Below are 21,808 nucleotides of genomic sequence, written 5' to 3'. Positions count from 1 at the left end.
ACACATCACACCAGCCGCATCAAAAGCGGCCTAGACTTCAAGTATCCCTTCGACAAGGCTGTCTCCATGATTTCGATGTCTACCTTTCACGCCATGCTGATTCCGATTCTAGCCGGGATGCTCCTGCTGGCCGTCGGCTTCAACTTTCGCGATAAGAATGCCGGTGTGTTTGCCATGTGGATCGGCATGCTGACCATCCTCGCGACCGTGGTGATCAAGATCCTCGCCAAACTCAACGAATAATTCATCACCCTTGGCTCGCATTGATTTTGACGGGCTCGTACACTCGGTCGATCCGCTCTCTGCGAGGTTGACCGCCTAGTGTTCGCTCGTCTTTTTGCCCTTCCGTATTTTTTCCTTGTCTGCCTGATGCTGCTGCCAGTGGCGCCTGCCCAGGCGGCCGGCCTGCCAAGCCTGCTCGGCGGCCAGGCCAAGGCGCAACCCGAAGCACAGGAACCGCTGGGGCAGTCCCTGGACGAAGTGATCAAGTCACTGGAAAACGATCAGCAGCGCACCAAGCTGCTGGCCGATCTGAAAAGGCTGCGTGACACTACCAAACAGGCCCAGCCGAATACCGAAGAAGGCGTGCTGGGCTTGATTGGCGGAACCCTGGCCACTCTCGAAAAGAAATTATCCGGCGACGACAGTCCGCTCACGCGCTGGTCCAGCGAGTTCGACCAGGCCCAGGATGAGTTGATGGCGCTGGCGCTGCCGGCCAATGAATGGCTGCCGATGCTCTTTGCATTCGCCATGATCCTGATGGTCTGGAGCCTGCTGGCCGCCGCGCTGATCTGGATCAGCCACCGCGTGCGCATGCGTTTCGGCCTGACTGAAGAACTGCCGCAGCACCCCCGTGCCCTGGACATGTTGCGCTTCGCCTTGCGCAAGCTCGGGCCATGGTTGATCGCCCTGGTGATCACGATCTACATGAGCTACGCCCTGCCCTCGTCCCTGGGTAAAAGCCTGGCCATGGTGCTGGCCTATGCACTGGTGGTCGGCACCTGTTTCTCGGCCATCTGCGTGATTGCCTTTTCCCTGCTCGACGGTCCACACCGCCACCGCGCCTTGTACATCCTGCGGCACCAGGCGTTTCGGCCGCTGTGGCTGATCGGCAGCTTCGCCGCGTTTGGCGAAGCGCTGAGCGATCCAAAACTGGTCGACAGCCTCGGCAGCCATCTGGCCCATACGGCTGCCACGATTGCCAACGTCCTGGCAGCCTTGTCCACCGCCCGGTTCATCTTGCGTTTCCGCCGCCCGATCGCCCACCTGATCCGCAACCAGCCGCTGTCCCGACGCCTGACCCGCCGCGCCCTCAACGACACCCTGTCGATTCTCGGCACCTTCTGGTACGTACCGGCGCTGGTGCTGGTAGCCATTTCCCTGTTCGCGACGTTCATTTCCGCCGGTGACACCAGCACTGCCCTGCGCCAGTCGCTGATCTGCACCGTGTTGCTGGTGTTGTGCATGGTCATCAACGGCCTGGTACGCCGCCACGCCCTCAAGCCCCAGCGCGGCATCCGGCGCTACGCCGTGTATTCGGAACGACTGAAAAACTTCTTCTACACCATCGCCCACCTGTTGGTGTGGCTGGCCTTTATCGAGCTCGGCCTGCGGGTCTGGGGCATGTCGTTGATCCGCTTTACCGAAGGCGACGGCCACGAAGTCAGCGTCAAGCTGTTCAGCCTCGCCGGCACGCTGCTGTTCGCCTGGTTGATCTGGATTCTCAGCGACACCGCCGTGCATCACGCCCTGACCCGCTCGCGCAAAGGCCTGGCCAATGCCCGCGCGCAGACGATGATGCCGCTGATCCGCAACGTGCTGTTCGTGGCCATTTTCATCATCGCGCTGATCGTTGCCCTGGCGAACATGGGCATGAACGTCACGCCCCTACTGGCCGGTGCCGGTGTGATCGGCCTGGCCATCGGCTTTGGTGCGCAATCGCTGGTAGCCGACCTGATTACCGGGCTGTTCATCATCATCGAAGACTCCCTGGCCATCGACGACTACGTGGATGTCGGCGGCCACCTCGGCACGGTCGAAGGCCTGACCATCCGCACCGTGCGCCTGCGGGACATCGACGGCATCGTCCACACCATTCCGTTCAGTGAAATCAAAAGCATCAAGAACTACTCCCGGGAATTCGGCTACGCGATCTTCCGGGTCGCGGTGCCGGCCAACATGGACATCGACTACGCCATCAAACTGATGCGCGAAGTCGGCCAGAAAATGCGCACCGATCCGTTGCAGCGACGCAATATCTGGTCGCCGCTGGAGTTTCAGGGGGTGGAAAGTTTCGAGTCGGGCAACGCCATCCTGCGTGCCCGTTTCAAGACTGCGCCAATCAAGCAGTGGGAGGTTTCACGGGCGTTCAATCTTTCGCTGAAACGACATATGGATGAAGCCGGACTGGATCTGGCGACACCGAGGATGAGCGTGCAAGTGATTACCGCTGGTGAAGTTCTACAGAAGAAATAGCGCTAAGAAAAGGCAGCTCGGGGGATAGCCGATACTGCCTCAACTAAAAAACATGCAGGATGTGTCAGATAACGGTAAAAACCTCAGGAACCCGTAACCACAACACTTTGAATATTTAGCTCGATAGGCACAGGTATCGCGGAATAGGATTTATCCCTCGAAACTTTAAGCCAAGCCCCATCTCCGGATGGCACATAATAACTAACACTGCCATCTCTTCCCTCTTTTCTGACCTTCTGCGCAGCTATCAAAAAATTATAGAGCGCTTCATCGTCCACATCAAACAAGTCATCCCCGGAGAACTGCAGTACAGGAGCCCCATTAGTTGCATATAACTTGACAGACACCTTGCCTTGCGAAACGATTTCCGACGACATTGATTTACCGCCAGCGTCTTTAATAAGAAGACTTGCGTGAGTGCTCCCCAGAGTAAGATACCCTTGGGTATCCAGAGCTACATAACGTTTATCTTCACCCTGTCCTACGGACAAAATAAACACATCATTTTCGCAATGGACATTAAAAATCGCTGGATCACCGTAGTTCCATTCCGTTCCAATCCGGCCCTCCGGAAAACACTTGACTGGACGTCCAAAAATTTCCACCGTTGCAACAAACGAAAAACTCGAATTAGACATACTAAATCCTTGTAAAATTAAAAATCCATAGCCATCAAAAAAGGCCTATGCAAAATCACACACCCAAATCAAATTCACCAGAAAAATAATAAATCTGATTTTTTCAATACACTTAGCGATTACAAACGAAACTTATTGTTTGATCACTACAGAACCAAACAACAAACAACCAAAAGTATGCTCTCAAACAATATTGATTGTGGTGGCATGCAACTCAAATCAAACCACATCCACACCGACATGAATTGCATCATGCCGCCAGAACTCCAGGTCGCAGTCGATCAAGCGTTCATGCTGGTCATAGTTGACCCGGGCAATCTGTAAACCCGGGCTACCTGCCGATACCTTCAACGCCGCCGCCGCATCCACCGACAACGCCGTGGGCACAATCTCGAAGCGCACCCGCCCGTAGTGCAGGTCGTAATGCCGCGCATACAACTCGGTGATCGACTGATTCAAATCGAAATCGAGGATCCCCGGAAAGTACTGCGGATTCAGGTAGTGCTCCACATACAGCACCAGCCGCCCGTCGATCCGCCGTGCGCGACAGATCTGAATCACGCTAGACAGCGCCGGCAATTGCAGCCAGGCACAAACGGCCGCCGACGCCGGTTGCAATCTTGCCGAAATCACCTCGGTGGAAGGTACCCGCCCCTGGGCGCTGACCATCGCGTGAAAGTGGCTGCGCTGCATCAGGTTGTACGCCAGGCGTGGTGGCGAGACGAACCAGCCACGACGCTCCTCGCGATAAATCTGCCCCTGCGACTCCAACTGCAACAACGCCTCACGCAAAGTGATCCGCGTGGTGCCGAACAATTCACTGAGCTTGCGCTCGGCCGGCAATTTGTTGCCGGGGGCCAACAGGCCATGGTCGATCTGCTCCTGAAGCACCTGGCCGATGGCTGTTACCGCTTTTGTCGCCTCTTCACGCATCAACGTTTCCTTTCTGGACTAGACCAGCACCAATTCAGGGCATAACCACCGCGCAAACCGGCTCATTCAATGATCTTCAAGCGTAGGCAGCGTAGATGACCGAGATGTGACAAAGCTGCCCAACGGTCGCCATTCTGCGAACTCAAAAACCTGCAATTCATCGGCCAAGTCCCTTGCCAGCCGAGGCCTTGACCATGGTCTACGCTTAGCAGGCCAGTCGCGATACCGCTCAACAAAAAGTCATTCCGGGCGACGAGCGACATCAAAATGTCATCCAGCCCCCTTAAATTGGCTCAGGTATTGCTGACCTAGACCAACACAAACCGCAATCGCAGCGTTGAACACGACCCAAGGAGCTTCGGAATGAAAAAGCTTTTCCTGGCATCACTGTTAGGCTCGACCATCGCAATGTGCACCGCCGCCATGGCGGCCGATGATTTGAAAACCCTGGAAGCCGCTGCAAAAGCGGAAGGCGCCGTCAACAGCGTCGGCATGCCCAATGACTGGGCCAACTGGGCCGGCACCTGGAAAGACCTGAGCGACAAGTACGGCCTCAAGCACATCGACACCGACATGAGCTCGGCCCAGGAGATCGCCAAGTTCGCCGCGGAAAAGGACAACGCCAGCGCCGACATCGGCGACGTCGGTGCAGCGTTCGGCCCGATCGCGGTCAAGCAAGGCGTGGTCCAGCCCTACAAGCCATCGACCTGGGATCAGGTTCCAGCCTGGGCCAAGGACAAGGACGGCAACTGGGCACTGGCCTACACCGGCACCATCGCTTTCATTGTCAACAAGAAGTTGCTGCACGGATCCGAAGCGCCAACCAAGTGGGCTGACCTCAAGACCGGTAAATACAAGGTCTCCATCGGTGACGTGAGCACCGCGGCCCAGGCAGCCAACGGCGTACTGGCCGCGGCACTGGCCAACGGTGGCGACGAGAAAAACCTCAAGCCTGCCCTGGACCTGTTCGCCGACATCGCCAAACAAGGTCGCCTGTCGATGTCCAACCCGACGATTGCCACCATGGAAAAAGGCGAAATCGAAGTCGGCGTGGTCTGGGACTTCAACGGCCTGAGCTACAAGGCCAAGATGGCCAACCCGGATGACTACGTGGTGCTGATCCCGTCCGACGGTTCGGTGATCTCCGGCTACACCACCATCATCAACAAGTACGCGAAAAACCCGAACGCCGCCAAGCTGACCCGCGAATACATCTTCAGCGACGCCGGCCAAATCAACCTGGCCAAGGGCAACGCCCGTCCGATCCGTGCCGAACACCTGACGCTGCCAGCCGAGGTACAGGCCAAGCTGCTGCCTAACGAGCAGTACAAGAAGGTCACCCCGATCAAGGACGCGGACGCTTGGGAAAAGACCTCCAAGGCCCTTCCTCAAAAGTGGCAGGAAGAAGTCATCATCAATATGCAATAACCGGGAAGATCCCCATTTCGGGATCTGATGGCGATCCAAATGTGGGAGCGGGCTTGCTCGCGAAGGCGTCGAATCAGTCAATACATCGTTGAATGACGCACCGCTTTCGCGAGCAAGCCCGCTCCCACTGTGGATCGAGTGAGCTTCGAATATCTGTTACACGGAGTTTTTGCCCCTATGAAGCACAACGTCATCCTTGTCGTGCTCGACGGCCTCAACCACGAGGTCGCCCGCCACGCCATGGGGCACCTGCAGGCGTACGTCGGCGCCGGACGCGCCGCACTCTACAAACTGGAGTGCGAGTTGCCAGCGCTGTCCCGCCCCCTGTACGAATGCATCCTGACCGGCGTGGCGCCCATCGACAGCGGTATCGTCCACAACAACGTCTCGCGCCTGTCCAACCAGCGCAGCATCTATCACTACGCCACCGACGCTGGTCTTGTCACCGCGGCGGCGGCCTATCACTGGGTCAGCGAGCTGTACAACCGTTCGCCCTTCGTGGCGGCCCGTGACCGTCACACCGATGACCCGCAACTGCCGATCCAGCACGGGCATTTCTACTGGAACGATCACTACCCGGACTCGCACCTGTTCGCCGACGCCGAAAACCTGCGCCTGCGCCATGCGCCGAACTTTTTGCTGATCCACCCGATGAACATTGACGACGCCGGGCACAAGCACGGTCTCGACACCCCGCAGTACCGCAACAGCGCCCGCTCGGCCGACATCATCCTGGCCGACTACCTGCAAGGCTGGCTCGATGACGGCTATCAGGTGCTGGTCACCGCCGACCACGGAATGAACAACGACCGCTCCCACAACGGCCTGCTGCCCGAAGAACGAGAAGTGCCGCTGTTCGTTCTGGGTGACGCGTTCAGCCTCGACGCCGGTGCCGCACCGAAACAAACCGAGATCTGCGGCACCGTCTGCCAGTTGCTCGGCGTGCCCCACGACAAACCGGTCTGCCGGGAGCTGTTGAAGTGAATGCCATGACCCGCAGTAAATGGCTGGCAGCCCTGTGCCTGGTCCCGTTCGCGCTGTTCTTCATCGTGTTCGAAATCGCACCGCTGACCTGGGTGATGATCAACAGCCTGCAATCGGAAGAGTTCGGCTGGGGCCTGGCCAACTTCAGCAAAATCTTCAGCTCGAAGTTTTACCTGCAGGCCATCCAGTACAGCCTTGAGATCAGCTTCTGGTCCAGCGTGTTCGGGATCGTCATCGCAATACTGGGCGCCTACTCCCTGCGTCGGGTCGATTCGAAACTGCGCAATTTCGTCAACGCCTTCGCCAACATGACCAGCAACTTCGCCGGTGTGCCCCTGGCCTTCGCGTTCATCATTCTGCTCGGCTTCAACGGCAGCTTCACCATCATGCTCAAGCAGGCCGGAATCATTCAGGACTTCAACCTGTACTCGAAAACCGGGTTGATCATTCTCTACACCTACTTCCAGATTCCCCTCGGCGTGCTGCTGCTGTACCCGGCCTTCGATGCGCTGCGCGAAGACTGGCGGGAATCGGCTTCACTGCTCGGTGCCGACGGTTGGCAGTACTGGCGGCACATCGGCTTGCCGGTGTTGACGCCGGCACTGCTGGGTACCTTCGTTATCCTGCTGGCTAATGCCCTCGGTGCCTACGCTACGGTGTACGCCCTGACCACCGGCAACTTCAACGTGCTGCCGATCCGCATTGCGGCGATGGTGTCCGGTGACATCTCCCTGGACCCGAACCTGGCCAGCGCCCTGGCCGTGGTGCTGGTGGCCTTGATGACCCTGGTGACCATCGTGCATCAGTTGCTGTTGAAGAGGAGCTACCATGTCTCGCGCTGAACTGGGGCCCGCCGGTGTCTACCACCGCGTCGTGGTGTACTTGCTGTTTGCCATCCTGCTGTTGCCGCTGGCCGGCACGCTGATCTACTCGATCGCCAGCAGTTGGTCGGCGACCATCCTGCCCAGCGGTTTCACCCTCAAGTGGTACATCCAGCTGTGGAGCGATCCGCGCTTCCTGAATGCGTTCGGACAATCGCTGCTGGTCTGCGTCGGCTCGCTGATTCTTTCGGTGGTGCTGATTCTGCCGCTGCTGTTCGTGGTGCATTACCACTTCCCGAAACTCGATGCGCTGATGAACATCCTGATCCTGCTGCCCTTCGCCGTGCCGCCGGTGGTGTCGTCGGTGGGGCTGTTGCAGCTCTACGGTTCCGGACCATTCGCCATGGTCGGGACGCCGTGGATCCTGATCGGTTGCTACTTCACCGTGGCGCTGCCGTTCATGTACCGGGCGATCACCAACAACCTGCAGGCGATCAACCTGCGCGACCTGATGGACGCCGCCCAGTTGCTCGGCGCCAGTACCTGGCAAGCCGCCTTCCTGGTGGTGCTGCCGAACCTGCGCAAGGGCCTGATGGTGGCGTTGCTGCTGTCGTTCTCGTTCCTGTTCGGTGAGTTCGTGTTCGCCAACATCCTGGTCGGTACCCGCTACGAAACCCTGCAGGTCTATCTCAACAACATGCGCAACAGCAGCGGTCATTTCACCAGTGCGCTGGTGATTTCCTACTTCTTCTTTGTGCTGGTTCTGACCTGGATTGCCAATATCTTGAACAGGGACAAAAGCGAATGAGCTATGTCAGCGTCCAACATCTTCAGAAAAGCTTCGCCGGCACCACGGTGTTCAGCGACATCAATTGCGAAATCCAGAAAGGTGAGTTCGTCACCCTGCTCGGCCCGTCCGGTTGCGGCAAATCCACCCTGCTGCGCTGCATCGCCGGCCTGACTTCGGTGGATGGCGGCAAGATCCTGCTCGACGGCCAGGACATCGTTCCCGTGAGCCCGCAGAAACGCGGGATCGGCATGGTGTTCCAGAGCTATGCGCTGTTCCCCAACATGACCGTGGAACAGAACGTCGCCTTCGGCCTGCGCATGCAAAAGGTCAACGCCGATGACAGCCGCAAACGCGTCACCGAAGTGCTGAAACTGGTGGAGCTCAATGACTTTGCCGCGCGTTACCCCCATCAGCTCTCGGGGGGGCAGTGCCAGCGCGTCGCTCTCGCACGCTCCCTGGTGACCCGGCCACGCCTGTTGTTGCTGGATGAGCCGCTGTCGGCCCTGGATGCGCGGATTCGCAAGCACCTGCGCGAACAGATCCGTCAGATTCAGCGCGAACTGGGTCTGACCACGATTTTCGTCACACACGATCAGGAGGAAGCCCTGACCATGTCTGACCGGATTTTCCTGATGAATCAGGGAAAAATCGTACAAAGCGGCGACGCCGAAACCCTCTACACTGCGCCGGTGGATGTGTTCGCTGCCGGTTTCATCGGCAACTACAACCTGCTGGACGCCGACAGCGCCTCGAAGCTGCTGCAGCGACCGATCAGCAAGCGCATCGCCATTCGCCCGGAAGCCATCGAACTGAGCCTTAACGGCGAACTGGACGCACAGATACGCAGCCACAGCCTGCTGGGCAACGTAATCCGCTACCGGGTCGAAGCCCGGGGCGTGGAATTGGTGGTGGATGTGCTGAACCGCTCGGCGGCCGACCTGCATCCCGATGGTCAGCGCCTGGCGCTTTCCATCGATCCGACGGCCCTGTGTGAGGTAGCCTGATGCCTTTGCTAATGCTCAAGAGAGGACCGCACTGATGGCCCTGGCAATTTTTGATCTGGATGAAACCCTGATCCACGGCGACTGCGCCTCACTGTGGAGCGAGCAAATGGTCCGCCTCGGCTGGGTCGATGGCGAATCGTTCCTGCGTCGCGACAAGGAGTTGATGGATGCGTACGGCAGGGGCCATCTGGCCATGGAGGACTACATGGCCTTCAGCCTGGAGCCGTTGATTGGTCGTACGCCTGAAGAAGTCGCGCACCTGGTTGGCCCGTGGGTGGAAGACTACATCGAGCCGATCATTTTCAGTGATGCCACCAAAACCATCGCCGCCCATCGCAAGGCCGGCGACCGGATCCTGGTGATCTCGGCCTCGGGCACCCATCTGGTCGGCCCCATTGCCGAGCGTCTGGGCATCGACGAGATTCTCGGCATCGAACTGGAAGTGGCCCATGGCGTTTACACCGGCCACACCGTTGGCACCCTGACCTACCGCGAAGGCAAGATCACCCGCTTGCTGGAGTGGCTGGATGCAGAGGAGGAAAACCTCGAAGGCGCGAGTTTCTATTCCGACTCACGCAACGACCTGCCGCTGTTGCTGAAGGTAGATTTCCCCCACGCGGTCAACCCGGATCCGGTGTTGCGCGAGCACGCCGAAAAGGCGGGCTGGCCGATCCATACCTGGAAATAACGCAAGCCCCCCTGTGGGAGCGGGCTTGCTCGCGAAGGCGTCGAATCAGTCAATACATCGTTGAATGACGCACCGCTTTCGCAAGCAAGCCCGCTCCCACAGGTTCAGTGTTGTCAGCTCAAGCTTTCATTTATCACCAATACAACTTTCCCCGCCACATTGTTACTCGCCAGCTCGGCAAACGCCGCCTCGGCATCCTTGATCGGGAATGTCCTGGCCAGTTGCGGACTCAACCGTCCCTCGGCAAACAGCGGCCAGACATGCTGGCTCAAATCACTGAACAGATCGGCCTTGAATTGATCGTCGCGGCTGCGCAGGGTCGAACCCAGCAACTGTACGCGCTTGGCCAGCACCTGGGCCAGATCCAGCCTGGCCTCGCGGCCGCCCATCAGACCGATCAACACCCAACGGCCATCCTGGGCCAGCAGCTTGAGGTTCAAAGCCGCATAATTACCGCCCACCGGATCGAGAATCACGTCGAACGGCCCCAGATCCCGCAGGCTCTCCAGATCGTCATTACGCACCACGCCACCTTGGGCGCCCAGCGCTTCGCAGTAAGCCAATCGCTCGGCGGAGCCAACACTGACCCAACACGGGTTGCCGAACGCCTTGCACAGCTGAATGGCCGCTGAACCGATTCCACTTGCCCCGGCATGCAGAAGAACTTTCTGACCCGGTTTGAGCGCAGCCAGTTGAAACAAATTCAGCCAGACTGTTGCATAAACTTCGGGCAACGCAGCCGCCTCGACCAATGACAGTCCGTCGGGAACCGGCAGCACATGCCGCCCGTCGACAACCACCTCTTCGGCCATCCCGCCCCCGGCCAGCAAGGCGCAAACCCGATCGCCAACCTGCCAGGAGGACCCGGCGCCAACCTCGCTGATGACCCCCGAGCACTCTAGACCAAGCACTTGACTGGCCCCCGGTGGTGGCGGATAAAGGCCGGCTTTCTGCAATAAATCGGCGCGATTGAGACCCGCTGCCGCCACTCGTATACGAACTTGTCCTACATCGCACGCAGGACTCGGCTCTTCAACCCACACCACTTGACCGTCAACGCCTTGCAATGCTTTCACAGTGCCTCCATAGTGAGTCTGGACTGAGCCCGAAGCTATAGCGCCGGGCTTTTTGCATTATGCGACCGGCTCCCAAAGAACCGGCGACTTCAAAGACGGCCTAATATGCGTTATCAATTGTCCCCGCGTCGAATCAGCATGAAGCATCTGTTCCCCAGCACTGCCCTCGCCTTGTTCATCGGTATCGGCTTGCTGCCGATGTCGAGCAATACATTCGCAGCCAATAGCTGGGACAAGCTTCAACCCGATCGTGACGAAGTGATCGCCAGCCTGAACGTCGTGGAGTTGCTCAAGCGCCACCACTACAGCAAGCCGCCACTCGATGACGCACGCTCGGTAATCATCTACGACAGCTACCTCAAGCTGCTGGATCCGTCGCGCAGCTACTTCATGGCCAGCGACATTGCCGAATTCGACAAGTGGAAGACGCAGTTCGACGATTTCCTCAAGAGCGGCGACCTGAACGCCGGGTTCACCATCTACAAGCGCTACCTGGACCGCGTCAAGGCGCGTCTGGACTTCGCCCTTGCCGAGCTGAACAAGGGCGTCGACAAGATCGACTTCACCACCAAGGAAACCTTGCTGATCGACCGCAAGGACGCCCCTTGGCTCAAATCCACCGCGGAACTCGACGACCTGTGGCGTAAACGCGTCAAGGACGAAGTCCTGCGTCAGAGGATCGCCGGCAAGGATTCCAAGCAGATCCAGGAAACCCTGACCAAGCGATACAAGAACCAGTTGGCGCGCCTGGACCAGACCCGCGCGGAAGACATCTTCCAGGCGTACATCAACACCTTCGCCATGTCCTACGACCCGCACACCAACTATCTGTCGCCGGATAACGCGGAGAACTTCGACATCAACATGAGCTTGTCCCTCGAGGGCATCGGCGCCGTGTTGCAGAGTGATAACGACCAGGTGAAAGTCGTGCGCCTGGTGCCGGCAGGTCCGGCGGACAAGACCAAGCAGGTTGCACCGGCCGACAAGATCATCGGCGTTGCCCAGGGCAACAAGGAAATGGTCGACGTCGTGGGCTGGCGCCTGGACGAAGTGGTCAAGCTGATCCGTGGTCCGAAGGGCACCGTGGTGCGCCTGGAAGTCATCCCGGCCAGCAATGCGCCGAACGACCAGACCACCAAGATCGTGCCGATCACCCGTGAAGCGGTGAAGCTTGAAGACCAGGCCGTGAAGAAATCGGTCTTGAACCTGAAGCAGGACGGCAAGGACTACAAGCTCGGCGTTATCGAGATCCCGGCGTTCTATCTGGACTTCAAGGCCTTCCGTGCCGGCGATCCGGATTACAAGAGCACCACCCGGGACGTCAAGAAACTGCTGACCGAGTTGCAGAAAGAGAAAGTCGACGGCGTGGTCATCGACCTGCGCAACAACGGCGGCGGTTCCTTGCAAGAGGCCACCGAGCTGACCAGCCTGTTCATCGACAAAGGTCCGACCGTGCTGGTGCGTAACGCCGATGGCCGGGTCGATGTCCTGGAAGATGAAAACCCGGGCGCGTTCTACAAGGGCCCGATGGCGTTGCTGGTCAACCGCCTGTCCGCCTCGGCTTCGGAGATTTTTGCCGGCGCCATGCAGGACTACCACCGTGCACTGATCATCGGCGGACAGACCTTCGGCAAAGGCACCGTGCAGACCATTCAGCCGCTCAACCATGGCGAACTGAAGTTGACCCTGGCCAAGTTCTACCGGGTTTCCGGGCAGAGCACCCAGCATCAGGGCGTCTTGCCGGACATCGATTACCCGTCGATCATCGACACCAAGGAAATCGGCGAAAGTGCCCTGCCCGAAGCCATGCCGTGGGACACCATCAAGGCGGCGATCAAGCCGGCGCTGGATCCGTTCAAGCCGTACATTTCGCAGCTCAAGTCCGAGCATGACATGCGTACGGCCAAGGATGCGGAGTTCGTGTTCATTCGCGACAAGCTGGCCCTGGCGCAGAAACTGATGGCCGAGAAAACCGTCAGCCTCAATGAAGTCGACCGTCGTGCCCAGCACGCCGACATCGAAGCCAAACAGCTGGCCATGGAAAACATCCGTCGCAAGGCCAAGGGCGAAGAACCGCTCAAAGAGTTGAAGAAAGAAGACGAGGACGCCATTGCGGCCGATGATGACAAGACCAAACCGGAAGACGACGCCTACCTCAGCGAAACCGGGCGGATTCTGCTGGACTACCTGAAACTCAACACGGCAGTGGCCAAGCACTGAGTTTGCACAAACAAGTGATGGCAATTTAATGCTGACGCCCCTGTAGCGTCATCATACAGTCATCATTCTGTCGTGAAATAAAGGACCGGGCGTGCTCTTTTTACCAAGGCACGCCCGGTCCTTTTTTTATTGCCAGAGATCGCCATGACCACAACCGAACAGCTGAGTGCCTTGAGCTCGATCCTGAGTCAAAGCGGTTTGCACAGCCTGTTCCAACCGATCATCAGCCTCTCTGAACGACGTATCCTCGGTTACGAAGCCCTCAGTCGCGGCCCCTCCAACAGCCCTCTGCACTCTCCTGTCGCCCTGTTCGCCGTCGCCCGTCAGGCCGGACGCCTGAGCGAGCTGGAAATTGCCTGCCGCGAAAGCGCTTGCCGACGCTTCAATGAACAACAACTGCCTGGTCTGTTGTTCCTTAACGTGTCCCCGGAGTCCCTGCTCGAAGCGGCCCATCAACCGGGGCGCACCTTGCAATTGCTGCAAGACTTCGGCATTCCGCCAAGCCAGGTGGTCATCGAGCTCACGGAGCAGACGCCGACGGACGATTTCCAGTTGCTGCAAACCGCCCTGCATCACTATCGGGCGATGGGGTTTTCGATTGCGCTGGATGATCTGGGGGCGGGCTATTCGAGTTTACGCTTGTGGTCCGAACTGCGGCCCGATTACGTGAAAATCGACCGGCATTTCATTGATGGCATTCATCAGGATGCGCTCAAGCGCGAGTTCGTCGGCTCGATCCTGCAAATCGCCAAGGCCTCGCGGGCACAAGTCATTGCCGAAGGTATCGAGCTAGCCGAAGAACTCACGGTGCTGACCGAAATGGGCGTGGACCTGGTGCAGGGCTATCTGCTTTGCCGCCCCCAGGAACACCCGCCACGGGATGCCCGGGCATTGATGCCCCGACAGGACAACACCGCCGTTGTACTGAGCGAAGACGGCAGCGACCTCAGCGCCCTGCTCAACGAACTCCCCGCGGTGAACCGGGACACCCCGACCGCCATGGTGCTCGAAGCCTTTCGCCGCCAGGCCAACCTGAACTCGCTGGCGGTCCTGGACGAACAGGGCCAGCCCTGCGGTATCGTCCATCGTCATTCGCTCTCCAACGCCCTGCTCAAGCCCTTTGCCACCGACCTGTTCGCCCGCAAGCCCATCAGCCGCCTGATGAACGATGACTTCCTCGCCGTCGAACTGAGCCAATCCCTGCAACAGGTCAGCCGACTGATCACCAGCCGTGCCCGCCAGCGCATCGAAGAAGACTTCATCATCACCCTCAACGGCGGTTATCTGGGGTTGGGGCGGGTGATTGACGTGCTCAAGCTGATCACGGAACTGAAGATCCAGCAGGCCCGCTACGCCAACCCGCTGACCTTGCTTCCGGGCAACGTACCGATCCGGCAATGCCTGACACGGCTGCTGCAACAACGACGGGAATCGGTGATCTGCTACGTGGACATTGATAGCTTCAAGCCCTTCAACGACATCTACGGCTATGGTCGTGGCGACGAAGTCCTGCTGTGCCTGGCGCAATGCCTGAACGACCGCGTCGACCCGTCCCGCGACTTCGTCGGCCACATCGGCGGCGATGATTTCCTGCTGGTACTCGGCCCGGAAGACTGGCGCAAACGTTTGAACCAGTTGCTCGACGACTTCCAGAGCCAGTGCCGGCGCTTCTACCGCAGCGAACACCTGGAAGCCGGCTGCTTCATCGCACCAAATCGCCAGGGCGTGCGGCAGGAGTTTGCGCTGTTGTCGTTGTCGATCGGCGTGGTGCATCTTCATCCACAGGCCTGTGGACAACTCGATGCGAGCCTGCTGGCGGAAATGGCGTCACAAGCCAAGCACCATGCGAAGAATGTGCAGGGCTATAGCGTGCATGTGATTGATAGCCGGGTGGTGCAGGAACGTGAAGGTGCTTGCCTGATGGGGCAGCGGTGATTGACAGGACGCTTTCGCGGGCAAGTCGGATCGCCGCACCGCCGCTCCCACAGAAGAGCAGAGCAAAAGCAGATCCGCGTACCCCCACGCTCCTCACCACTCATCAGGCCGAGCGTTAGCTCGCCTGCAGCTCTTGATCTTGATCCACCCGCCCCCTCGGCAGGCTGAGCGCAGGTGTTCATCCGGGGATGGGCGCGCAGCGCCGTTCGACGCAGTCGAACTCATTGCATGTAGGTCGAAGCGAAGCCGACCGGAGGGCAATGCCCCCGGATGGACACCGGAGCGAAGGAACCCCGAGCCTCAGCGAGGGGCCGTACGTAAGGGGCGAGACTTTTTGGTTCCTTTTGTGTCGTTTGACAAAAGGGACTCGCCGTAAGGGCGAAACCATAAGTCGCCGTTACCGAAGAAACGGATATGTACACAGTCGACAGGTCGCCTTGCAGACAGGCGCAGGACAACTCCCCAAATACCCATCCCCCCGCCAGTCCAGGGTTATAGGTCAGACTCGCGAGACGCCAGCTCTTGCAACTTGATCGGCGCCAACGGATGCCCGGCCTTCGCCGCGATCTCCCAGAACCGCGCGGCTTCAAGCGGATCCGGAGCCTTGCTCGCCGTCCCGGCCAAACAGATCACCCCCACTTGATACGCCGCCTTGCCATCGCCCGCCAAGGCCGCCAGGCGCAACAAACGCACGCCCTCCTCACGAGCACCCAGGCCGACGCCGCGAAACGCCAGGATGTGCCCATAGAAGCTCTGGGCGCCGACATTGCCCAGGTTGGCCATGCGTGCGAACTGGCCCTCGAGCCAGCGCCAGCCCTGCGGCTGGCGAACAAACCACGACCAGTGAAACAGTCGGCGCGCGAGCCAGTAACCGGCCCGCGCCTTGAGTTGTAAAAACACTCAGGCCTCGGCCGATTCCGGGTATTCGTACTCGAACACCCGCACCACTTCCGAGGCATGCCAGGACGCGGCGGCAACGCCGTCCGACGGCCCGGAAAAACGCCCGAGACGCTCGACACATTCAAAGAATCCGGTGCGCGGCAAGCGACTGGCGCCCTGACTGATCACCAGTGAACTGCGTAAAGGCTGCTCCGCCTTGGCGTCCAGGGCCGCCAGATGCTCAAGGGCCGCCGTCAGGGTCTGCATGGCCGGGGTCGGCAGCTGCAAACGCTCCAGCAATGCCCGATACGTCAACAGATGGCGCTGGCGCCGCGCCTGATCCAGTTCGCCCAGCAATCCGTCCCAATGTTGACGACTGATGCGTACGCTCACGATTCATCCCTCCACCCTGGCACCGTCAATTCCCAGGCCAGACTACGGCGAATCGCAGCGTCGGGCAGACGCTCGCCGCTTTCGATCATGGCCAGGTAAGACGGGCTGATGCCTACCGTGCGGGCCAACGCCTCGATGGCGATGCCCTTCCCCTCGCGCAAACTGCGTAGTTGATCCAGACCCGGAAGAATCGCGTCTGGTGTTGCCGCCTGGGCCTTCGTGGCTTGAGGCGACGCTTGCTCCTTGATACCCGCTGCTTTCAGTAACGCCTGATACTGAGCCCATGGCAGAACCGCATATTCGGGCTCGCCTTCGCGTGTAATTATCTGAATATCCATCACTACCCCGTAGGACAACAACACTTAGCGAGTCAGCACTTTTCCCTAGAAGTGTAATCCTAACAGCGGCCAAGGTCGCGGGGGACATCAATCTGTGAACGGGTCAAAATCGACTCAGTGCTTTTTCGGGCCTTGAAGTTGAAGTTGCTCGGGGGTAGCAGGCAGACGCTCAACCACCGCGAGCTTCTCCGGCACCTGCCGTTTGCGCCAGACGCGGAAGGCATTGAGTTCGTCGTCGAGCACTTTCATCAGCCACGCCAGTACCGCGATGTCATCGAACATGCCAAATAATGGAATGAAATCCGGGATCGCATCCACCGGGCTGAGGAAGTACATCAGGCCCGCGACCACCGAAATCAGCGCCTTGGGGCTGATGGCGCGATACTCACCACGCCAGTAGGCCAGACAGAGTGCCTGCAACAGCTTCAAGTCGTCCTTGATCTTGCCCAACCGGTTGCCCTGGCTTGCGACTTTACTGGCGACCGCGAACAACAGGGTCGGCAATCGACCGCGTGCCAGCAGGCGTCCGGCCAGTGGCAGGAAACGAGCGAAACTCCAGGGTGCTTTCATCATTCCTCCCGTTGAAATGTTATCCACACAAATTGTGGATAACCTTGTGAACAGAGCTGCTTTTCATCGCTGTAAGCCCCGTTTTACAAGGCCTGCGTTCAGATCGGGCGTTTTTTACTCATCAAAAAAAACCCATAATTTCATTGACTTGGCGGCCTTGTGCGTCTACCGCCAACGCTACTTGCCTAAGACTCCGGCCTAGAGCGCCTGTTCGTTTTGTTTACCCCTGCCGAACGCCAGATGCAACAACGCCCCGCATGAGCGAGGCGTTGTTATCGAAGCGGGCGCTGGTTATTTGGCAGCGGCGTCTTCTTTTGCCGGGTCCTTGATGGCCAGCAGTTCCAGGTCGAATACCAGCACCGAGTTGGCTGGAATCGCCGGGCTCGGGCTTTGAGCGCCGTAAGCCAGGTCAGCAGGGATGTACAGCTTGTACTTCTCGCCAACGTGCATCAATTGCAGGCCTTCGACCCAACCCGGGATCACACCGCTGACAGGCAGATCGATCGGGCTGCCGCGCTCGACGGAACTGTCGAATACGGTGCCGTTGGTCAGCTTGCCGGTGTAGTGAACGGTCACTACGTCAGTCGGCTTTGGCTGAGGGCCATCGGCTTTCTGCACGACTTCGTACTGCAAGCCCGAAGCGGTGGTGGTCACGCCAGGCTTCTTGCCGTTTTCTTCGAGGAATTTCTTGCCGGCGGCAGCCGACTCTTCGCTCATCTTGGCCATGCGTTCTTCGGCACGCTTTTGCAGTGCGGCGAACGCCTCGACCAGTTCTTCGTCTTTGAGCTTCTGCTCTTTCTTGCCGACGGCGTCTTCGATGCCCTGGGCTACAGCCTTGGAATCCAGGTCATCCATGCCTTCCTGAGCCAGGCTCTTGCCCATGTTCAGGCCAATGCCGTAGGAAGCTTTTTGCGCCGGAGTTTTCAGCTCTACGCTGGTCTGCGAATCACAACCCGCGAGTACCAGGCCAACCAGGGCTACCGCCGCCGCCAACCGATGCTGTTTCATGCTATTTCCTTGTTCATGCGCCTAAAGGGCAATCGAGTAAAGCCGCGAGCTTATCAGGCCGCCACGACCAATGGCTACCGGCATGAGAGCCAGAAACATTTGATAAGTTCAGGTGTTTAAACGCATTTCACAATTCGGCTGATGAAGCTTCTTTCATCTTGCTCCGACGCAGACTGATTCCTGAACCTACAACATCTGGCGTAATGGCCTCTTGCCGCACCTTCGACACTCGGGCATAACAGCATGATAATTCGACATGGATGTTTATCTTGCGCCTCTTCTTTCGCTTGCTGGCTCTCGTCGCAGTACTGCTCGGACTGGTCATGGCCGTGGTCCTGTACTACGTCGCCAACCCGAAACTGCCTGTCTGGTCGCCTGCGCAACAGGTGCATTACCTGGAACAATGGAGCGCAGCCGATCGCGAGACCTATTACTTCACCCCCCAGGGCACTCAAGTCAAAGGCTTGCGCTACGACTGGTTCACCGCCCTCGAACTGCCCTTCTCGCAACAACGCTTCGCCGCCCCCGAATACCTCGCCCGCTTCGGTTTTCTGGTGGACCCCGGCCAGAAACCGACACCGAACAACCCCGGCAACCTCCCCGCAGGCTTTACCCGGCATCAGAATGCGGGAAGCACAGATGTGTTTCTGGATATCACCTGCGCGGCCTGCCACACCGGCGAACTACGCTTCAAGGGTCAAGCCGTGCGTATCGACGGCGGCTCGGCGCAACATGTGCTGCCGTCCAGTGTTCCTACACTCAAAGGCGGCAGTTTCGGACAGGCTCTGGTGGCCAGCCTCGCCTCCACTTACTACAACCCGTGGAAATTCGAGCGCTTCGCACACAACGTGCTCGGCCAGGACTACGAGACGCACCACCAACAGTTGCGCAAAGATTTCAAATCCTCACTGGATACGTTCCTCAAAGTGGCCTGGAACGACACCCATCGCGGGCTCTATCCGACCGAGGAAGGCCCCGGGCGCACAGACGCCTTCGGGCGCATTGCCAACGCCAGCTTCGGTGATGCGATATCTCCCGACAACTACCGCGTGGCCAATGCCCCGGTCGATTATCCGCAGTTGTGGGACATCTGGACGTTCGAATGGGTGCAGTGGAACGGCTCGGCGAAACAACCGATGGCTCGCAACATCGGCGAGGCGCTGGGCGTCGGCGCCACGCTGAACTTCTTCGACAAGAACGGCCAGCCGCTGACGGGCGATGCCCGCTATCCCTCCAGTGTCCGCGTGCGCGATCTGCACCTGATCGAAGAAACCCTGCAACGACTCGCGCCTCCAGCCTGGCCGGAAGAACTGTTGGGCGCGGTCGACAAACCCCTGGCAGCCAAGGGGCGCGCCTTGTTCGCCGAAAACTGCGCAGGTTGCCATGTACCGCGCACCAGCCAGGGCGAGGGGCGATACGTCCAGCACCTGAAAATGCTCCCGGTGAATTACATCGGCACCGACTCCGGCGCGGCCAACAACATCGCCGACCACCGCTTCGACCTGACAGCGCTGCAATGGAAGCAGGCGGAACTGGAAAAGCTCGATGTCGAGCCAAAACCCGACGAACCAATGGACCTGAGCAAGATGTCCGTGGCCAAGGGACTGGCCTACGTCACCGCATTTGTCCAGGACCGCGCGTATCAAGACGCCAATGTCACCCCTGCCGAGCGTCCTGAAATGGACGGTTTCGGCCTGCCAATCGGAGTGCGCGAATTGCGTTCGTACAAGGCCAGGCCATTGGCGGGTGTATGGGCGACAGCGCCGTTCCTGCACAACGGTTCGGTACCGAACCTTTATCAATTGCTGTCGCCTCAGGATGAGCGTGCAACCACCTTCTATAAAGGCACGTTCGAATACGACCCGGGACACCTGGGTTACCGCACCGAAGCCTTTGCCAACGGTTTTCTGTTCGACACGCGAATCACCGGCAACCACAACAGCGGCCATGAATTCCGTGCCGGCAAACTCGGCGATGGCGTGATCGGCCGCTGGTTGCAGCCGCAGGAGCGTTGGGCACTGCTGGAATATCTGAAAGTGCTGGGCGGCCCGCTGGAAGCGCAATTGCCATGATCACGGACTCAGCCAAAAGGACACTCTCATGCTGATTACACTCTGGCTGCGTCTGGGCGCCTTCCTCGGCAAGCTGTTGCTGTGGCTGCTGGTTCTCGGCGTGCTTGGCTGGGCATTGGCCACCGCCTGGTTTGCCTGGCAGCAGCGCGGACCGGTCTCGGCGCAAGAGTCGATTGCGGACGATGAAGCCGCGATGACCCGGGACATCATCCAGACCGCCGTGCGCATCGTCGATCAGCACCGCGAAAGCACCCGCTACCTGCGCGATGCCCATGCCAAGGCCCACGGCTGTGTGAAGGCCGAGGTTCAGGTGCTGCCGGAACTGCCAGGCGAACTGCGCCAGGGCGTGTTCAGCGAACCGGGCAAAACCTGGCAAGCGACGATGCGCCTGTCCAACGGCAATGCCTACCCGCAGTTCGATAGCATCCGCGACGCCCGGGGCATGGCGATCAAACTGTTCGATGTGCCTGGCAAGCAACTGTTGAGCGACCGGCAGGGGCAAAGCGAACAGGACTTTGTGATGTTCAGCCACCCGAACTTCTTTGTCAGTAATGTCGCCGAATACCGTCAGAACGTCGCCGCACAGGCCGACGGTAAAAAAATGATGGCGTTCTTTCCGGGCTGGGATCCGCGCAAGTGGCAGATTCGTCACCTGTTCATTGCCCTGGCGACACTGGCCCCTGCCCCGTCGAGCCCGACCCGGACGACTTACTTTTCGGTTTCACCCTACAAATTCGGTGAAGCCAATGGGAAGTTCCGGGTCATGCCCGATCCGGATAACTGCCCGGCCTACAACCTGCCGGAACAAAATCGCAAGTTGCCGAACTTCCTGCGCAATGCGCTGAATCAACAGTTGTCGACCGACCGGGTACCCGCGTGTTTCGCCTTGCAGATCCAGCGACAGGACGCCAACAAGTACATGCCGATCGAAGACACCAGCATTGAGTGGCGCGAGAGCGATGCGCCCTTCGAGACGGTGGCGCGGATCAAGGTGCCGGCGCAGGATTTCGACACACCGGCGCTGAACCTGCAATGCGACAACCAGTCGTTCAATCCCTGGTTCGGAATCGAGGCGCACCGTCCGATTGGCGGGATCAATCGCCTGCGCAAGACTGTCTATGAAGCTGTCAGCGACTACCGGCACAGCCGCAACGCCGAGCAATAAACCGTCAGAAATGAAAAAAGCGACCCCACGGTTAATGCCAGTCAGTTAAGCGGTAATGCGATCTGTAGCAGCTGCCGAGCCCGCGAGGCGGCGTTCGGCTGCGAAGCAGTCGTGAGTCCAGCTGACGCGACCTGCCTGACGTACCGCAATGCCTGACTTTACGACTGCTTCGCAGCCTCGCGGGCTCGGCAGCTGCTACAAAGGGTGTCGCGGCTGAAATTGCTTAACTGACTGGCATTAACCCCAAGGTCGCTTTTTCATTGATGCCTGGCCAAATCCAGGACAGCAAAAAGCCCGCACTAGGCGGGCTTTCTGTGGTGACCTGGCGTTCAGTGTTCCAGGTTACCGAATATGGCGCAGCGGACGGGACTCGAACCCGCGACCCCCGGCG

20 protein-coding genes are annotated in these 21,808 nt (G+C 59.2%); 12 read left to right on the top strand and 8 right to left on the bottom strand.

From position 1 onward, the window contains the following. Nucleotides 1–66 precede the first annotated feature (66 nt). Together AC07W4_RS19610 and AC07W4_RS19605 are read left to right on the top strand one after the other, a co-directional pair. Nucleotides 67–243 (top strand): hypothetical protein, encoded by a 177-nt coding sequence (locus AC07W4_RS19610; RefSeq protein ID WP_008048365.1) that lies wholly within the window; start codon nucleotides 67–69, stop codon nucleotides 241–243. Between the two features lie 126 nt (nucleotides 244–369). Then, on the top strand, nucleotides 370–2,475 hold the full coding sequence (locus AC07W4_RS19605) for a mechanosensitive ion channel family protein (protein ID WP_495033632.1): 2,106 nt from the start codon (nucleotides 370–372) through the stop codon (nucleotides 2,473–2,475). 83 nt (nucleotides 2,476–2,558) lie between these two features. On the opposite strand, the gene AC07W4_RS19600 is transcribed toward AC07W4_RS19605, so the two are convergent. Both AC07W4_RS19600 and phnR read right to left on the bottom strand, forming a co-directional pair. After that, a complete protein-coding gene (locus AC07W4_RS19600) occupies nucleotides 2,559–3,113 on the bottom strand; it encodes a hypothetical protein (protein WP_495033631.1) in 555 nt (184 codons plus the stop codon). 219 nt (nucleotides 3,114–3,332) lie between these two features. After that, nucleotides 3,333–4,046 (bottom strand): phosphonate utilization transcriptional regulator PhnR, encoded by a 714-nt coding sequence (gene phnR / locus AC07W4_RS19595; RefSeq protein WP_495033630.1) that lies wholly within the window; start codon nucleotides 4,044–4,046, stop codon nucleotides 3,333–3,335. A gap of 363 nt (nucleotides 4,047–4,409) precedes the next feature. Here phnR and AC07W4_RS19590 point away from each other — a divergent pair, with 363 nt between their 5' ends. From AC07W4_RS19590 to AC07W4_RS19565, 6 genes are all read left to right on the top strand, one after another. Then, nucleotides 4,410–5,474 carry an ABC transporter substrate-binding protein gene (locus tag AC07W4_RS19590; RefSeq protein ID WP_495033629.1) on the top strand — a complete coding sequence of 355 codons (1,065 nt, stop codon included), beginning with the start codon at nucleotides 4,410–4,412 and terminating at the stop codon, nucleotides 5,472–5,474. Nucleotides 5,475–5,651: 177 nt separating this feature from the next. Beyond that, the gene (locus AC07W4_RS19585) at nucleotides 5,652–6,458 is read left to right on the top strand and encodes an alkaline phosphatase family protein (RefSeq protein WP_495033628.1); all 807 of its coding nucleotides are present in this window, start codon (nucleotides 5,652–5,654) and stop codon (nucleotides 6,456–6,458) included. A gap of 5 nt (nucleotides 6,459–6,463) precedes the next feature. Further along, nucleotides 6,464–7,300, top strand: a complete 837-nt coding sequence (locus AC07W4_RS19580; RefSeq protein WP_162130353.1) for an ABC transporter permease — start codon at nucleotides 6,464–6,466, stop codon at nucleotides 7,298–7,300. Next, the gene (locus AC07W4_RS19575) at nucleotides 7,287–8,087 is read left to right on the top strand and encodes an ABC transporter permease (RefSeq protein ID WP_008048357.1); all 801 of its coding nucleotides are present in this window, start codon (nucleotides 7,287–7,289) and stop codon (nucleotides 8,085–8,087) included. Before AC07W4_RS19580 ends, AC07W4_RS19575 begins: the two co-directional genes overlap by 14 nt. Further along, complete coding sequence (locus tag AC07W4_RS19570; protein WP_495033627.1) at nucleotides 8,084–9,073, top strand: ABC transporter ATP-binding protein; 990 nt, start codon at nucleotides 8,084–8,086, stop codon at nucleotides 9,071–9,073. Before AC07W4_RS19575 ends, AC07W4_RS19570 begins: the two co-directional genes overlap by 4 nt. A 34-nt stretch (nucleotides 9,074–9,107) precedes the next feature. Then, nucleotides 9,108–9,761 carry an HAD family hydrolase gene (locus AC07W4_RS19565; RefSeq protein ID WP_008048355.1) on the top strand — a complete coding sequence of 218 codons (654 nt, stop codon included), beginning with the start codon at nucleotides 9,108–9,110 and terminating at the stop codon, nucleotides 9,759–9,761. A 113-nt stretch (nucleotides 9,762–9,874) separates the two neighbouring features. On the opposite strand, the gene AC07W4_RS19560 is transcribed toward AC07W4_RS19565, so the two are convergent. After that, nucleotides 9,875–10,837 carry a zinc-binding dehydrogenase gene (locus tag AC07W4_RS19560; RefSeq protein ID WP_495033626.1) on the bottom strand — a complete coding sequence of 321 codons (963 nt, stop codon included), beginning with the start codon at nucleotides 10,835–10,837 and terminating at the stop codon, nucleotides 9,875–9,877. 138 nt (nucleotides 10,838–10,975) lie between these two features. Between AC07W4_RS19560 and AC07W4_RS19555 the strand changes: the two genes are divergently transcribed. Then, nucleotides 10,976–13,057, top strand: a complete 2,082-nt coding sequence (locus AC07W4_RS19555) for a carboxy terminal-processing peptidase (protein WP_495033661.1) — start codon at nucleotides 10,976–10,978, stop codon at nucleotides 13,055–13,057. Between the two features lie 144 nt (nucleotides 13,058–13,201). Continuing rightward, nucleotides 13,202–14,992, top strand: coding sequence for a bifunctional diguanylate cyclase/phosphodiesterase (locus tag AC07W4_RS19550; protein WP_495033625.1), 1,791 nt, complete (start codon nucleotides 13,202–13,204; stop codon nucleotides 14,990–14,992). Between the two features lie 492 nt (nucleotides 14,993–15,484). On the opposite strand, the gene AC07W4_RS19545 is transcribed toward AC07W4_RS19550, so the two are convergent. The 5 genes from AC07W4_RS19545 to bamJ all read right to left on the bottom strand — a co-directional run bounded on the left by AC07W4_RS19545 (nucleotide 15,485) and on the right by bamJ (nucleotide 18,180). Continuing rightward, a complete protein-coding gene (locus AC07W4_RS19545) occupies nucleotides 15,485–15,892 on the bottom strand; it encodes an SEL1-like repeat protein (RefSeq protein ID WP_495033624.1) in 408 nt (135 codons plus the stop codon). Then, entirely contained in the window at nucleotides 15,893–16,264 is a 372-nt protein-coding gene (locus tag AC07W4_RS19540; RefSeq protein WP_003223109.1) for a hypothetical protein, read from the bottom strand. It abuts the gene before it with no gap. Continuing rightward, the gene (locus tag AC07W4_RS19535) at nucleotides 16,261–16,602 is read right to left on the bottom strand and encodes a helix-turn-helix domain-containing protein (protein WP_495033623.1); all 342 of its coding nucleotides are present in this window, start codon (nucleotides 16,600–16,602) and stop codon (nucleotides 16,261–16,263) included. The genes AC07W4_RS19540 and AC07W4_RS19535 overlap by 4 nt, the downstream gene beginning before the upstream one ends. Before the next feature lie 114 nt (nucleotides 16,603–16,716). Beyond that, complete coding sequence (locus tag AC07W4_RS19530; protein WP_008054187.1) at nucleotides 16,717–17,172, bottom strand: YkvA family protein; 456 nt, start codon at nucleotides 17,170–17,172, stop codon at nucleotides 16,717–16,719. 291 nt (nucleotides 17,173–17,463) lie between these two features. Next, nucleotides 17,464–18,180 carry a BamJ family beta-barrel-assembly machinery protein gene (bamJ, locus tag AC07W4_RS19525; protein ID WP_007974985.1) on the bottom strand — a complete coding sequence of 239 codons (717 nt, stop codon included), beginning with the start codon at nucleotides 18,178–18,180 and terminating at the stop codon, nucleotides 17,464–17,466. Between the two features lie 269 nt (nucleotides 18,181–18,449). On the opposite strand from bamJ, the gene AC07W4_RS19520 reads away from it, so the two are divergent. Next, nucleotides 18,450–20,252: a di-heme-cytochrome C peroxidase gene (locus AC07W4_RS19520; protein WP_495033622.1), complete on the top strand. Its 1,803-nt coding sequence runs from the start codon at nucleotides 18,450–18,452 to the stop codon at nucleotides 20,250–20,252. Nucleotides 20,253–20,280: 28 nt separating this feature from the next. Next, nucleotides 20,281–21,417, top strand: a complete 1,137-nt coding sequence (locus AC07W4_RS19515) for a catalase family protein (protein ID WP_495033621.1) — start codon at nucleotides 20,281–20,283, stop codon at nucleotides 21,415–21,417. Nucleotides 21,418–21,808: the final 391 nt, after the last annotated feature.

It is taken from the genome of Pseudomonas sp. GW821-FHT02A08 (assembly GCF_059422045.1).
This window is presented reverse-complemented; position numbering and strand designations above follow the sequence as displayed.